This is a genomic window from Variovorax terrae, from assembly GCF_022809125.1.
Lineage (GTDB): Bacteria > Pseudomonadota > Gammaproteobacteria > Burkholderiales > Burkholderiaceae_C > Variovorax_A > Variovorax_A terrae.
On sequence record NZ_JALGBI010000001.1, the window covers coordinates 2,593,468 to 2,606,459 of the forward strand.

General features: G+C 68.6%; 15 protein-coding genes. 1 reads left to right on the forward strand and 14 read right to left on the reverse strand.

The window, feature by feature from the left end; genetic code table 11:
• Positions 1–36 precede the first annotated feature (36 nt).
• The 7 genes from MMF98_RS23640 to MMF98_RS12230 form a co-directional block, all read right to left on the reverse strand.
• A complete protein-coding gene (locus tag MMF98_RS23640; RefSeq protein ID WP_279343564.1) occupies positions 37–171 on the reverse strand; it encodes a hypothetical protein in 135 nt (44 codons plus the stop codon).
• An 18-nt stretch (positions 172–189) separates the two neighbouring features.
• On the reverse strand, positions 190–648 hold the full coding sequence (locus MMF98_RS12205; protein WP_243306543.1) for a hypothetical protein: 459 nt from the start codon (positions 646–648) through the stop codon (positions 190–192).
• Between the two features lie 19 nt (positions 649–667).
• Complete coding sequence (locus MMF98_RS12210; protein ID WP_243306544.1) at positions 668–1,066, reverse strand: phosphopantetheine adenylyltransferase; 399 nt, start codon at positions 1,064–1,066, stop codon at positions 668–670.
• A gap of 123 nt (positions 1,067–1,189) precedes the next feature.
• Positions 1,190–1,576, reverse strand: a complete 387-nt coding sequence (locus MMF98_RS12215) for a YciI family protein (RefSeq protein ID WP_243306545.1) — start codon at positions 1,574–1,576, stop codon at positions 1,190–1,192.
• Positions 1,577–1,639: 63 nt separating this feature from the next.
• Positions 1,640–2,203: a GNAT family N-acetyltransferase gene (locus MMF98_RS12220; protein ID WP_243306546.1), complete on the reverse strand. Its 564-nt coding sequence runs from the start codon at positions 2,201–2,203 to the stop codon at positions 1,640–1,642.
• Positions 2,196–2,606, reverse strand: a complete 411-nt coding sequence (locus MMF98_RS12225) for a DUF6404 family protein (protein WP_243306547.1) — start codon at positions 2,604–2,606, stop codon at positions 2,196–2,198. The genes MMF98_RS12220 and MMF98_RS12225 overlap by 8 nt, the downstream gene beginning before the upstream one ends.
• A gap of 14 nt (positions 2,607–2,620) precedes the next feature.
• Positions 2,621–3,103 (reverse strand): DUF2867 domain-containing protein, encoded by a 483-nt coding sequence (locus MMF98_RS12230; RefSeq protein ID WP_243307386.1) that lies wholly within the window; start codon positions 3,101–3,103, stop codon positions 2,621–2,623.
• Between the two features lie 218 nt (positions 3,104–3,321).
• Between MMF98_RS12230 and MMF98_RS12235 the strand changes: the two genes are divergently transcribed.
• Complete coding sequence (locus MMF98_RS12235) at positions 3,322–4,611, forward strand: cytochrome P450 (RefSeq protein ID WP_423837597.1); 1,290 nt, start codon at positions 3,322–3,324, stop codon at positions 4,609–4,611.
• A gap of 42 nt (positions 4,612–4,653) precedes the next feature.
• Here MMF98_RS12235 and MMF98_RS12240 read toward each other — a convergent pair whose 3' ends face one another.
• Genes MMF98_RS12240 through MMF98_RS12270 form a run of 7 tightly spaced genes read right to left on the reverse strand, consistent with a single transcriptional unit; the run spans position 4,654 to position 12,841 of the window.
• Entirely contained in the window at positions 4,654–5,079 is a 426-nt protein-coding gene (locus tag MMF98_RS12240) for a copper chaperone PCu(A)C (RefSeq protein WP_243306548.1), read from the reverse strand.
• 38 nt (positions 5,080–5,117) lie between these two features.
• Complete coding sequence (locus tag MMF98_RS12245) at positions 5,118–5,750, reverse strand: putative 2OG-Fe(II) oxygenase (RefSeq protein ID WP_243306549.1); 633 nt, start codon at positions 5,748–5,750, stop codon at positions 5,118–5,120.
• Position 5,751: 1 nt separating this feature from the next.
• Positions 5,752–6,705 carry a HupE/UreJ family protein gene (locus MMF98_RS12250; RefSeq protein ID WP_243306550.1) on the reverse strand — a complete coding sequence of 318 codons (954 nt, stop codon included), beginning with the start codon at positions 6,703–6,705 and terminating at the stop codon, positions 5,752–5,754.
• Positions 6,702–7,520 (reverse strand): peptidyl-prolyl cis-trans isomerase, encoded by an 819-nt coding sequence (locus MMF98_RS12255; RefSeq protein ID WP_243306551.1) that lies wholly within the window; start codon positions 7,518–7,520, stop codon positions 6,702–6,704. The genes MMF98_RS12250 and MMF98_RS12255 overlap by 4 nt, the downstream gene beginning before the upstream one ends.
• Positions 7,521–7,577: 57 nt before the next feature.
• Positions 7,578–10,193, reverse strand: a complete 2,616-nt coding sequence (locus tag MMF98_RS12260) for a fused MFS/spermidine synthase (protein WP_243306552.1) — start codon at positions 10,191–10,193, stop codon at positions 7,578–7,580.
• 3 nt (positions 10,194–10,196) lie between these two features.
• On the reverse strand, positions 10,197–12,281 hold the full coding sequence (locus MMF98_RS12265; protein ID WP_243306553.1) for a hypothetical protein: 2,085 nt from the start codon (positions 12,279–12,281) through the stop codon (positions 10,197–10,199).
• Positions 12,282–12,331: 50 nt separating this feature from the next.
• Entirely contained in the window at positions 12,332–12,841 is a 510-nt protein-coding gene (locus tag MMF98_RS12270) for a hypothetical protein (protein ID WP_243306554.1), read from the reverse strand.
• Positions 12,842–12,992: the final 151 nt, after the last annotated feature.

Sequence of the window (12,992 nt, forward strand, 5' to 3'; positions counted from 1 at the left end):
AGATCGCCTCATTCCGGGAATGCCGGAAAAAAGAAACTAGGCGTCCGTGATCAGCCCGCGCTCGAGCGCGAGACCCGAGGCGCTCTTGTTGCCCCGAGGAGCAGCCCGGTAGAGCGCGGACAGCTCATTCCAGTCGAGACCGTCCAGCGAGCATTTCCAGTGCAGCGCCATGGCGGATTCCTCGTGAACTCAGGCCGGGGCCCCGTCGCCCTTCCTTCGCGCCACCCACCACCGGAAACCGAGGCAAATGGCCAGCAGCGGAACGCACTGGTATGGCAGCAGCCCGATGGACAGGGCGGCGGCGGTCCACATCTGCTGCTTCAAGTGGATTTGCGCATCGTGGTAGGCGAAAAAGTACGCCAGGCCCAGCAGCAGGGCCCCGAAAAGAAACACCACGAGCCCGCGGTCCACTCCTTTTTTCCGGGCCAGGGAGGCCGACATCCAGCCGAGCAGCAGGAACGGCAGCAGCAGCATGGCGGTGCCCAGGGGCTCGGCGACCGCCTGGCGGGCGTGCGCCTGCATCGCCTGGGCGAGGCTGTCATCGCCCACCGAGGTTCGCGCCAGGACATCCGCACCGAACGTCGTGGCCAGGAAGAAGAGCACCGCAAGGCAGAAGAAGACCGCGTAGGGCCGGTCGCGCAGCATCATGGCATTCCTTCCTGAAGTTTCACGCTCCGCGCCTGGACAGGAGAAGCGCAGCGCCTCCCGCCACAAGCAGCACCAGGGCAAGCATATCCGCGAAGACGACTCGGGCCAATGGCGCGTTGTACCCGCCGACCGCCACCGCCAGCAGCACGAAAGAAACGACACTTGCGAGCCCCGCCACGAACCCGATGGCCTGGTACTGCGGGCAAAACGCCGCATACACCAGAAAGGCGCCGAGCAGCCCGAAGAGAACCGCCCGATGGCGCAGCAGGATTTCCAGATTGGGTTCGGCCACAGGAATCCCATAGAGCGCCGACAGGCGCTCGGGGCCGGCCACGCCGGAGAGCGGCAGCAGGTGAATGATGCCCGTCAGCAGCAGCGTGGCGGCGATGAAGTAGCGCATGGCGTCGATCCCGGGCATGGTGTTCACCGGTTTGTACCCCATGCGGGCGCAGGACGGCCATGACCGGGGAGGTCAACACGGCGGGCCAGGCGTTCGACGTCGCGCGCTGCCGTGGCTTGGCGCCGGAGGCGGCCCCCGTCGTCACAGGGGCGTCTCCGCCGCCACCATGAAGGCGCTGGCGCGCACCGGGTCGATGGGCCGGATCTCGTACGCCAGGCCGCAAGCCAGGCAGGGGTTTCCCGCCGCGATGCGCGCGGCTTCATCGAGGCTGCCGGCCAGGATGAACCAGTAGCCGCCGATGACCTCCTTGGCTTCGGTGAACGGTCCATCCGTCACGCTGTGCCTCGACACGATCTTCCCTTCCCTGGCCAGCCGCTGCCCGGCCTTCATCTTTCCTTCGGCCACCAGTTGGTCGTGCCAGGCGTAGAACCGGTCGATCGCATCCTGTATCGCCTCCCGCGAGACATCCGCATCCCATTGCCCGCGAGAGATGACGAGGTACTCCGAGAGGGCGGTGTTTGCGGTCATGGCGGGCGTCCTGCGGTGTCGCGCGCCGGATCGGGATAGACCCTGGCGCCTGGGAACAGGATTCTAGGCACCCTGCCCGCTCCACTGCTCGCGCGAAAGCCGGTACAGGACATGCTCCCGAAGGGGATTGCCCACCGGCACCGCCGGATGCTCGAACGTGCCGGCGGCTTCAAGCATGCCCAGGCGCGCCATCACGGCGCGCGAGCGCAGGTTGCGAACGGCGGTGAAGGAGACGATCTCGGGCAGGCGCAGCACCTCGAAGCCCGCGCGCAACGCCGCGCCGGCCGCTTCCGTAGCGAACCCCTGACCCCAAGACGAAAAGCCAAGCCGCCATCCGATTTCGACGCACGGAGCAAACGGAAGCTCGGCCATCGGCGTGTGCAAGCCGACAAACCCGATGAACTGCCGCGCCTCCTTCGTTTCGACGGCCCAGAAACCCCAGCCGCGCTCGGCGATCAGCGCCTGGCAGCGCTCGGCCATTGCGTCGCTGGCAGCGCGCTCGAGCGGTGCCGGGAAAAACGCCATCACCTTCGGGTCGGCATTGAGCGCCGCGAACGGCTCGCGGTCCGAGGCCTTCCACTGCCGCAGGTACAGGCGCCCGGTTTCAAGCTCGATCAGTTCAGCCATCTGCCGGAGACCTCTTCCCATGGGGTTGCGGCCGGAACTGCTGCCAGTGCGGTATGGCGTTCCTGCGCGCACTGCGGCGGTAGTAGGCCGCCAGCGCCAGCCCGAGCAGGCAGGCCGAGCCGATGATGACGACAAGCCCCTGCCAGGGCGGCGCGTCGGAATCGATCGCGATCCATCCCGCGGCCTGCAGCAGCACCGCCACCCCATTGATGAGCGCACAGGTGACGATGAAGCAAACGGCGCTGAAGGCGAAATTGAACCCGAACCCCGAAAAATGAGGCGGCGGAACCGGGACGCGCAACCACCAGAGCAGGCCGTAGTTCGGCGGAGCCGACAGGCTGCGCGAGACGCCTGCCGATGCCAGCAGATCCAATGCCGCCTTGAGCTTCTGGTTGAAATCCATGGCGTCTTGTCGGCTCACAGTCTTCCTGAGGTCACTGCGTTCGAGATGAGCCGCCGAACACCCCATGAGTGAAATGGAACGATGCAGAAGAGATAGACCTTGCCAAAGGTGTTGTGGACCACGCAAACCGTGGACACGACCACGCTCGCCGTTCCGCCATCCACCATCCGCAGCACGGAAACCCTGAAGTCGAGATGCCGGTTGTCGCGCCCCGCCACCAGTTCGTTGTCGGTCAAGGCGAAGATCGGCCAGGCCCCGATCCTGTCGCCGACGGCGTATCGCGCCTTGAACACGGGGTTCATGACCTCGGCCGCCGTCGGGGCATCGAGTCCACAGAGCGAGGCCGCTGCGTTGCGGATCATCAGGATCACCCGGATCCAGGTGGGGCGGTGTGCAAAAATTCCAAGAAAGAGGTCAACGGCGCCCGCGTCGCTCCGGTGCATCGGCGCACGATACGAATCCCGGAAGTAGGCCGCCCCAACCCAGCGGCGGTCCATCACGCTCACGGAGGGGAAGTCGCATTCCTCGACGGTCTTTGGTGCTGGGGGCATGGGTCACACTTGAAGATCAAGCATACATGAGACCCTCGCGGCTGGATGCGAACGCATCGGGAAATCTGCCCCCGGAAACCCCAGTCCACGCGCCCGCGCCCTCAGCCGCCCTGCCGCGGGATTTCCATAGACCGATGAAGCGCGCCCCGCAGGTATAACGCCGCATGGCTTCTCCGCTCTCCATCACCCCGCCCATGGCGCCGGGGCGCGCCCGCGACATCGCCGCCAGCCTGGACCTGCGCGCCCTGCCCCCCGACTTCTACGCCAACCCCTACCCCGTCTACGCGCTGCTGCGCGACACCGAGCCGGTGCGGCGCATGCCCGACGGCTCGTACTTCCTCACCCGCCATGCCGACCTGGTGGCGGTGTACCGCGACGCGCAGGCGTTCAGCTCGGACAAGAAGGTGGAGTTCGAGCCCAAGTACGGCGGCGCCTCGCCCTTGTTCGCGCACCACACCACCAGCCTGGTGTTCAACGACCCGCCGCTGCACACCCGCGTGCGCAAGCTCATCATGGGCGCGCTCACGCGCCGCGCCATCGCCGACCTGGAGCCGGGCCTGGTGAGCCTGGTGGACAGCCTGCTCGACGCCATCGAGGCCCGGGGCGGCGGCGACCTGATCGAGGACTTTGCCTCGGCGATCCCGGTGGAGATCATCGGCAACCTGCTGGGCGTGCCGCATGCCGACCGCGCGCCGCTGCGCGGCTGGTCGCTCGCCATCCTCGGCGCGCTGGAACCGCGGCTCACGCCCGAGCAGGAGGCGCTGGGCAACCACAGCGTGCGCGAATTCACGGCCTATCTGCAAGGCCTGGTGGCCGAGCGCCGCCGCCGTCCCGGCGACCCGGAGCACGACGTGCTCACGCGGCTGATCCAGGGCGAAGGCCAGGGCGAGCAGCTCAGCGAGATGGAGCTGCTGCAGAACTGCGTGTTCATCCTCAATGCCGGCCACGAAACCACCACCAACCTGATCGGCAACGCCCTGGTGGCGCTGCAGGAATGGCCCGGCCAGAAAGCCGATCTGCTATCAAAACTAGAGCACTCCACGACCGCTGCACCTGGACATGAGGCCATTTTGACCCTTGCCATCGATGAATTCCTGCGTTTCGAGTCGTCCAACCAGCTCGGCAACCGCCGCGCGCTGCGCGCCTGCGAGATCGGCGGCGTGGCCCTGCCCGAAGGCGCGCTGGTGACGCTGTGCATCGGCGCGGCCAACCGCGACCCGGCCCAGTTCCCTAATCCCGACCAGTTGGATCTGGCGCGCGCCGACAACCGCCACCTGGCCTTCGGCTTCGGCATCCACCAGTGCGCGGGCCTGAGCCTGGCGCGGCTGGAGGGGCGCATTGCCATCGGCCGCTTTCTGCAGCGCTTTCCGCACTACCGGCTCACGGCCGCGCCCACGCGCGGAGGCCGCGCACGGTTCAGGGGTTTTCTGCGCGCGCCGCTCAGCCTCGTTTGAACTACGGCGGCAAGCCGGACCCGGCACCTGCCGCAGCCATCCTCAGTGCGCGCCGACCGACACCATGACCTGCAACGGCCCACCCTTTTCGAACATCAGGGTCATCTCATAGCTGCGGCCCCACTGCAGCGGCATCTTCAGGCCCTGCAGCAGCAGGTGGCGCTTGCCTTCGGTGAACTCGGTGTCGCCGCCGGGCTGGATGCTCAGGCTTTTGAGCGGCGGCTTGCTGGCCGGACCGGCATCGCGGAACTCGACCTTCTCGGCCAGGGGCGTCACCACCTTCACCAGCTTGTCGCCCTTGCTGACGGCTTCCACGGTGAAGTAGACCGGCGCCGACGTGGCGCCGGGCGCGGTGGGTTCGGCCCAGGGATGGACGAAGGTGAGGCCGGGCAGGTAGTACTCGTGGGCGTCGGCAACGGCAGCGGCGCCCAGCAGGGCCAGCGCCAGGCAGAGTCGGGGGAATTTCATGGTGGTCACTCGCAAATCAGAAAAAATCAGGAAAGGAATCAGGAAGAGAAGGAAATCGAATAGCCCCAGGCGTCCAGGCGCTGGGGAATCGCGTTGAAGGCCAGCGTCACGCGCGGCCCGCCGCGATTGACGGGCACCTCGTGCAGCAGGTAGCTGGGAAACAGCAGCAGGTCGCCAGCCGCCGGGGGTGGGCCGATCCACTTGTCGGCGTTGAACGGGCCCACCGCGGCGCCGGCATGGGTGTTGCCGAACACGTAGTCGCGGCCGCCCAGGTTGCGCATGAAGACGGTGTTGGCCGAGGCATCGCAGTCACTCAGGTACAGCACGCCGGAGATGAAGCAGTTGGCATGGTTGTGCACGGCCTGCCGGCCGCCGGTGTGCATGGCGTTGACCCACATTTCCTTGATGCCCCACTGCTGCTTCTCGCCGAAAAGCAGGCTGCCCAGTTCGACGATGTGCGGCCCGAGCCGCTGCGCCAGCTGCTGCAGCAGTTCGGGCTGGTCGCCGGGGCCCAGGATGCGGGTGTGCTGCAGCTCTTGCGAATGGTGGTTGGCCAGCGCGGCATCGCCCAGCAGGCCATCGCGCAGCGCCTGCACCTGCGCGGCATCGATCACCTGCTCGACCCGCATCACCGGGGTCGGGAACAGCGCAAAGACTTGAGACTCGGCCATCTCAGCCCACAATGGCCACGATGCGAGTGAGCGACCAGTAGGCCGCCACCGCGCCGATCACATACAGCGCCGGCCGGCGCAGCGAAGTGAAACCCCGCAGGCGGCCAAACAGCCTGACGGCGCCCCAGGCCAGGCCCACCACCAGCAGTTGCCCGGCTTCGACGCCCAGGTTGAAGCCCAGCAGCGCCACGGTGATGTTCTGCTGCGGCAGGCCGATGTCCTTGAGCGCGCCGGCAAACCCCAGGCCATGCACCAGCCCGAACAGGAAGGCCACCAGCGCCGGCCAGCGCCGGCTCAGGGTCTCGCGGTCGCGCATGGCCTCGGCGCAGACCAGCACGATGGACAGCGCGATGCAGGCCTCGACCGGCGGCGGCCGCAGCGTGAGCCAACCCAGCGCGCTGGCCGCCAGCGTCAGGCTGTGGGCTGCGGTGAAGGCGGTGATGGTGCCCACCAGGCGGCGGTTCAGGCCCACCAGGAACAGCAGGCCGATGACGAACATCAGGTGGTCGATGCCGCTCAGGATGTGTTCCACGCCGAGCACGGTGTAGAGCCAGGCCAGCTCGAAGCCGCCGCGCTCGTCGCGGGCGCTGCCGAACAATTGCACCGTGGGCTGCGAGCCGCTCACGGTGACCACGCTCTGCTGGCCGTCGCGCCAGACGATGCGCACGATGGCCGCCGAATAGGCCTTGCCCACGCCCTCGACCGCCAGCGTGCCCGCCAGGCCCGAGGGCCCGCAGTTCAGCACGCGCGCGTCACCGCTGCAGCCCGCGGGCCAGACCGGTGTGAGCTCCTCGGCGATGGGTTTGGTCTTGGCCGGCGCCCCCCAGTTCCAGATGAACTGGCCGGGGCCGACTTCCCGCATGGTCATCTCGGCCAGGCTCATCTCATGGGCCTGGCCGAGGCCCGCCACGCCGGCCAGCAGCACGGCCAGCAGCAGTCGAAGCAGGGACTTCATGGCTTCTCGCCTTCGATACGCACCGCGTATTTCTTGCCCATCTCGCGCACGGCCTTGGAGGTCATCTCGGCCATGGTGTCGTCGCGCCAATCCTGGTAGACGGCTTCCTTGATCGGGTCGAAGCTGGCGGGAATGGGCGGCTTGCTCGATTCGAGGCGGACCACCCGCAGGCCGCTGGTGCTGGGGATGGCCTGCCAGGTGCCCACGGGCGCCTTGTCCAGTGCCTCGGCGAAATCGCTGCCGTAGCTCTCCAGCAGGTTGCCGCGGGGGCGGTCCTTGAAGACGCGCAGGTCGCTCTGGACATCGGTTTTGGTGTCGGCATTGAGCGCCTTCACGAAGGACTGGAGCACTTCGGGCGTGCTCTCGCTCGTCACCACGGCTTCCAGAAAGCTGTAGCGGGCCGGCGCGTCGTAGCGGGCATGGCGCGCCTCGAACCAGTTGCGCAGGCCGGGCTCGTCGATCTTGGGCAAGGTGATGCCGGCCTGGGCCACGCTCAGGGCCTTGAAGATGACGCGCTCGCGGATGGTCGCGTCGCCCCGGTCCAGGCCCAGCGCCAGGCCTTCGCGGTAGAGGATCTCGTTGTCGGTCCAGCGGTCCAGCAGCTTCTTCATGTCGCTGGCGCTCGGCTGGCGCTGCATGCCGGCCGCGAAGATGTCGCGGGCTTCCTTCTGGACATCGGCGCCGACGACGATGGTCTGCGGATCCGCGCGGCCGGCGTCGAGCAGGTGGTCGACGCCGAAGATCAGGGCACCGAGCAACAGGAAATGCAGCAGCGGCTCACGGGCGGCCTGCTTGAAAAGTGGGGATAGGTTCATATCGGATAGCTTGCAATAAGGATGTGAATCGCCGTTGACGGTCGGGTGTTCACGGATTCAAGACGGACGCAGGCAGCGCACCTGCAACTGGTCCAGGGTGGCGCGCAGCTCGCGCACCCGTTGCGGCTCGGTGGCCACCAGCGCCCGGCCCAGGGCGATCAACGGGTCGCAGGCAGGCCGGAACTCAGGGCTCTGGCGCAGCAGGTCCAGCAGCGTGGCCTCAACGCGCCCCAGCATGACCGCCGGATCGGGGTCGGGCCGCACGGTGGTGCCGAACTGCAGGTACTGGCGGCGCACCTGCCAGTAGGCCTGCAGGCGCAGGCCATCCGGCCCCTGCGGCTGGCGCAGCAGTTCGGCGGCATCGGGCACCAGCCCGTCGATCAAGGCCATCAGGCGCTCGCGCGGCCGCGACTCGGGGGCGTAGGTGGCCCAGGGTGCGCGGTGGTTCACCACCGGACGGTCGTCGGTGTTGGCAGGCGCATCGCTGGCAAACCGCCGCAGGGCGGCCGCACCGGCAATGGCACTGCCGGCGATGGCGTAGTCGTCTTCCAGCCGGGCGGTGGCGAGCCCCTTGGCCAGCGCGGGGGTGCCGCGAACGCCGGCCAGCCGGGTCCGCAGCGCATCCACATCGATGCGCCCGTCGCCCGGCAGCGCCACCAGGCCCAGCACCGGGGTGTCCAGGCTGTTGCTGGTCAGCACCGCAATGGCGTTGGGAAACACCTGCTGGAAAGCCGCAACGATGCTGCGCAGCGTCTGCAGGTCCATCTGGTGGATGGCCAGCCACTGGCAGAACAGACCGCCCGGCGCCAGCCGCGCGCGCACCGCCGCGAACTGCTCCACCGTGTAGAGCGAACCCGCGCCGCTGCGGGCCGGGTGGAACAGGTCGGCCACCACCACGTCGTACGCCGGGCCGCTGGCCTGCACATAGCGCCGCGCATCGGCCGCGGCCACATGCACCGGGCGCGCCGCACGCGGTGCCTGCGGCGCCTGCGCGAACAGGGCCGTGGCAGCCACCACCTCGGGCAGCAGCTCGACCGCATCGACCTGCAACTCGGCCTGCTGGGCCGCCGCCGCCGCGGTGAAGCCCGTGCCCAGGCCCAGCAGCAGCGCGCGCCGCGGCGCCGGGTGCAGCAGCAGCGGCAACTGGGCCAGGCGCCACTCGACCAGCCCGCTGGCGCTGCTGCCCTCCTGCACACGGTTGTTGATGCGCAGGCGTGAAACGCCGTCCTCGTCCTCGACCACGCTGACCGCCGCCATCACGCCATCGCGGTAGCTGCGCAGCCGGCCGCCTTCGGGGATCTCGATGAAGCGCAGGGGCGGCAGCGCCAGCACCAGCAGCGCCGCCGCAACGGCCAGCGCCACGGCTTGCGGACGGCGCCAGCCTGCAGGCCACTGCAGCAGCAGATAAGCCAGCACCAGCAACGCGATGACCGCATGGGCGCCCACCGCCGGCAGCAGCCAGACCCCGATCAGCGCCGGGGCCAGCGCGGCGCCCGCGGTGTTGACGGCCAGGGCCCGGCCCAGCGGCCAGCCCTGGTGCTGCGCCTGCAGGCAGAGGTGGGTGAACAGCGCCCCCATCACCACGGTGGGCGCCAGCATGGCGGCCGCGGCGGCCAGGGCCTCGCCCGCCAGGGCGGACGCCGCACCCGGCCCCAGCCAGGCCGCGGGCCAGGCACACAGGACATCGGCCCAGCGCAGGCCGGCGCCCGACAGCAGCACCGCCAGCGCCAGCCAGCGCAGCAGCCGGTCGCGCAGTTGTTCTGCATCGCCCAGGCGCGGCAGATAGCGCTGGTACAGGGCCGCGCCCGCCGCGGTGCCCAGCAGGTACAGGGCCAGCAGCAAGGCGTAGCTGTAGACGGTGTTCTCGGTGACCTGGCTCAGCACGCGCACCGCCAGCACCTCGTAGCCGATGCCCAGCAGGCCGGTGGCCAGCAGCAGGCCCGGCAGGCGCCAGCCAGCCGATGACTCCGCGGCCGGCGCGGCGGGCATGACCGTGCTGTCGCGCCAGAGGCCCCAGGCGATCAGGGCGCAGGCCGCATTGGCCGCGGCACACAGCCAGGCCGTGTGCTGCAGGCCCCACAGCGGCAAGGCCACGAACACCACGGCCAGCAGGCCCAGCACCGCTCCCAGTGTGTTGGCGGCATACAGCGCGCCCAGGCGGCTGTGGCTGGCGCGCAGCTGGCTTTCCAGCGCCGGCAGCGTGGCGCCCATGGCAGCGCTGGCAGGCAGCAACAGCACCAGAGGCAGGGCAAAGGCAACCGTCCAGTGCCAGCCGATGGAAGGCTCGGCACCGATCAGCCGCGCACCGGCCTCGACCAGCACGGGCATCAGAAAACTCAGGGCCAGGCCCCACAGCACCAGCACCGCCTCGCAGGCGGCGTACCAGCGGCCGGGCCGGCGGCTGGCGGCGATGGTGCGCCCCAGGCCCCAGGCGCCCAGCGCCAGCCCGCCGAAGAAGGCGGCCAGCACGGCCAGCACGGCGACGATCTCGTGGCCCAGGCCGGCGCCGAACTGCGCGGTCCAGACCACCTGCCAGCCCAGGCCCGCGGCACCGGACAGCAGCATGACGAACAAGGCCGGCACGAGGCCGGCTTGGATCTGCCCCGCCGGCCCCAGGGCCGGCGGGTTGAGAACACCGGAGGCGCCTGCCCCCGGTGCGGATGCACGCAGCATTGATTACTTGACGCCGGCGACCTTGACCGAGTTCAGCACTTCGATGTAGACCGGGTTGCTGTAGAACCACAGGTCAGACCAGCCAGCCACGTCGTAGCTGGAGTACTTCACGCCATTCAGGGTGCGCAGGTGCGCCGGGCAGGCTGCGTCGCTGCAAGGGATCTTGCCGGGCTGGCTGCTGTCGGCCGGGTTCGCCAGGAAGTCCAGCAGCGGGTTGCCGTCGGCATCGGTCTCGTTCGGCACCGAGGCCGGCAGGTTGGTGCCGCGCAGGCGGAAGTACTGCGATGCGGTGGCGGCCGGCACGATGTAGCTCATGCTGATGGTGCCGTCGGCAGCCTTCGTCCAGTTCTTGCTGTTGAACACCTTGGCGATCTTGGCCGAGCTGTTGGTGGCGGCGGTCGAGTTCAGCAGGCCGGCGTAGCGGGCGCCGTCCGACGGGTCGACATAGCCGCTCACGCGGCCGTTGATCACGTCCACGTGGTCCAGTACCGGCTGGTTCAGCGGCTGGGTGATGCTGACCTGCTTGAGCGACGGGTTCGGGAACGAATACGGCGAGTTGTTGGTGCCGGGGGGATCGCGCAGCACCACCGTCACGACCAGGTCGGTGCCGGGGCGGACCACCAGCTTTTCGCCCATGGTGGCGCAGCCGTCGATGCGCACGTCGCCGTTGGCGGCGGCCGCGTTGGCGCCGGCCTTTTCCAGCAGCGCCTTGCCGGCATTGCGCGGCAGGCCCGGGTGGGCGGCGCAGACGGTGAACGACAGGCGGTCGATCAGCTGGCCGTTGGCGACGAAGCTGTTGCCGCTGCGCAGGCCGTCGATGATGCCGCCGGCGGTCAGGTCGCCCTTGCCCTTGCGCACCATCACGAAGTCGCGAGTGTATTCGCCGGGGTAGAAGTCGGCGGTGGATTCGCGCTGGTCGGGGCCGAAGCTGCCGCGGTTGTGGTAGTCGGAGCTGGCGAAGAACCACCAGTTGCGGCCTTCACCCAGCAGGGCATCCCAGACGCCGCCGACCTGTGCGGCATAGACGCCCGTGCCGCCATAGGTGCCGCCGCCGACGGCGCCGGTGCCGTAGCTGCCGCGGCCTGCCTCAGCCTGGTGGCCGGGCATGGATTCGAAGCCGAAGGCGATGCGCGGAGCGGCGTTGTTGAAGTTGCGCAGGTGCTCGATGTTGAAGCCGCTGTTGCTGGTCGGGTTGTAGGCGCCTGCGCGCTCCAGGTGGGCCGGCACGAAGTAGCTGGTCGAGGGCGCCTTTTCGTTCATCCACTTGATGCCTTCCAGGGTCTTGAGGTGCCCCAGGTTGGCGGTGGCGGAAGCGTTGGTGCCCAGGATCTTGCGGGCGGTGGCGTCCATCAGCGCGTTGTTGCTGCTGCCGCTGACCGAGCAGTCCCAGTTGTTGTTGGCGCCGCGGCTGGTGTCGGTGTCGCTGCGGTCGAAGCAGTATTCGTACTGCGCCTGCAGGTTGGCATTGCCGCTGTTGCCCGTCGCCGGGAAGGGCAGCTGGCCGTTCAGCACCGTGGTCGAGATGTGCTCGTGGCCCGGGGCGTTCTGCTCGACGCCGATCCAGATCGGCTTCTTGCGGTTGCGGCTCTCGGCTTCGGTGATCGGGTACTGGAACTCCGAGATTTCCTGCCAGCGCCACATCGCCTTGGTGGTGGCGGTGCCGTCGCCCTTGATGGCGTCACGGCCGATGGTGGCCTGCCAGGTCTGGTTGGGCCCCTTGCCGGCGCTGGCCGGCTGGCCGCCGCTGGGAATGGTGTCGCCACTGGGAATGCCCAGCGCCGGAGCGACCGGCTCGAACGGGTCTTCCGCCAGCGTGCAGTTGCGGGTGCTGCTGCCGCCGTGGTCGGCCTGCACGAACCAGTCGAGGTTGAAAGTGCCGGCCGACTTGTCGATCAGCTTCTTCATCGACAGCGTGCCGTCGGAGCAGGTGGTGTGGTTGTGGAAGTCGCCGGTGACGTAGGTGCCCGATGCCTTGGTGTTGGCACGGTCGGCGGCCTGGGCGGTTTGCGGCGCGATGGCCGGCAGTGCGGCGGCCAGGGCGGCCAGGGCCAGGGCGGTCTCGCGCATCTTGAAGGAAGTGTGCTTCATGGAAAAAGTCCTGTGGTCGGTCAGAAATAAAGAGGGATGGCCGGCGTGGCTCAGACGGTGGGCGCCTGGGCCTGGTCGCCGTACAGGCGCACCTTGCTGTCCTGCAGCCTGACACGGGTGGTGAAGGTGGTGGCGGTGCTGTCAGCGTCGGCGTTGGTGACCGTGGCGGTCAGCGTGCAGAAGCCCTTGGCGTCGCAGTCGGTGATGGTGGCGTTCGACAGCGTCACGCCGGGAAACACCAGGTCCGGCGTGGTGGCACGGGCGGTGGCTTCCTGAGCCAGGTGGGCGCGGATCTGCTCCTTGGTGTAACCGGCGTCGAGGAAACTGTCGTCGATCGTGTCCAGGAACGCGGGGCTGGTCAGGCCGCTGTAGCTATTGAGCGCGGCCAGCCCGCCGCCGTAGCTGCTGATGAAGGCGGACTGCTGGGCAGCGGTGGGCGTGGCGCCGCCGCCGGACGGGGTGGTGGTGGCGAGGTCGCCATCACCGCCACCGCAGGCGGACAAGAGGGCCAGCAGGGCGGCGGCGGCCGCGCTGCGCAAAACGAATCGGTGCGGAACCATGTTTGAAAGCCTTTCCAGGAGGGTTTGAAATTTTTTTCAGACCTTCGGCGGGACGCCGTTGATCCAAATCTGTGGAACAAGTTCAGTCTAAAAACATGTCATTACGAAGGCGTGACGGTTCGATGACGGAGCTGGCACAAAAGGTGCGCGC

What these genes read in the sequence shown, in the direction of transcription:
- MMF98_RS23640 (WP_279343564.1), bottom strand. Translation starts at nt 171, where the DNA reads ATGGCGCTGCACTGGAAATGCTCGCTGGACGGTCTCGACTGGAATGAG.
- MMF98_RS12205 (WP_243306543.1), bottom strand. Translation starts at nt 648, where the DNA reads ATGATGCTGCGCGACCGGCCCTACGCGGTCTTCTTCTGCCTTGCGGTG.
- MMF98_RS12210 (WP_243306544.1), bottom strand. Translation starts at nt 1,066, where the DNA reads ATGCCCGGGATCGACGCCATGCGCTACTTCATCGCCGCCACGCTGCTG.
- MMF98_RS12215 (WP_243306545.1), bottom strand. Translation starts at nt 1,576, where the DNA reads ATGACCGCAAACACCGCCCTCTCGGAGTACCTCGTCATCTCTCGCGGG.
- MMF98_RS12220 (WP_243306546.1), bottom strand. Translation starts at nt 2,203, where the DNA reads ATGGCTGAACTGATCGAGCTTGAAACCGGGCGCCTGTACCTGCGGCAG.
- MMF98_RS12225 (WP_243306547.1), bottom strand. Translation starts at nt 2,606, where the DNA reads ATGGATTTCAACCAGAAGCTCAAGGCGGCATTGGATCTGCTGGCATCG.
- MMF98_RS12230 (WP_243307386.1), bottom strand. Translation starts at nt 3,103, where the DNA reads ATGGACCGCCGCTGGGTTGGGGCGGCCTACTTCCGGGATTCGTATCGT.
- MMF98_RS12235 (WP_423837597.1), top strand. Translation starts at nt 3,322, where the DNA reads ATGGCTTCTCCGCTCTCCATCACCCCGCCCATGGCGCCGGGGCGCGCC.
- MMF98_RS12240 (WP_243306548.1), bottom strand. Translation starts at nt 5,079, where the DNA reads ATGAAATTCCCCCGACTCTGCCTGGCGCTGGCCCTGCTGGGCGCCGCT.
- MMF98_RS12245 (WP_243306549.1), bottom strand. Translation starts at nt 5,750, where the DNA reads ATGGCCGAGTCTCAAGTCTTTGCGCTGTTCCCGACCCCGGTGATGCGG.
- MMF98_RS12250 (WP_243306550.1), bottom strand. Translation starts at nt 6,705, where the DNA reads ATGAAGTCCCTGCTTCGACTGCTGCTGGCCGTGCTGCTGGCCGGCGTG.
- MMF98_RS12255 (WP_243306551.1), bottom strand. Translation starts at nt 7,520, where the DNA reads ATGAACCTATCCCCACTTTTCAAGCAGGCCGCCCGTGAGCCGCTGCTG.
- MMF98_RS12260 (WP_243306552.1), bottom strand. Translation starts at nt 10,193, where the DNA reads ATGCTGCGTGCATCCGCACCGGGGGCAGGCGCCTCCGGTGTTCTCAAC.
- MMF98_RS12265 (WP_243306553.1), bottom strand. Translation starts at nt 12,281, where the DNA reads ATGAAGCACACTTCCTTCAAGATGCGCGAGACCGCCCTGGCCCTGGCC.
- MMF98_RS12270 (WP_243306554.1), bottom strand. Translation starts at nt 12,841, where the DNA reads ATGGTTCCGCACCGATTCGTTTTGCGCAGCGCGGCCGCCGCCGCCCTG.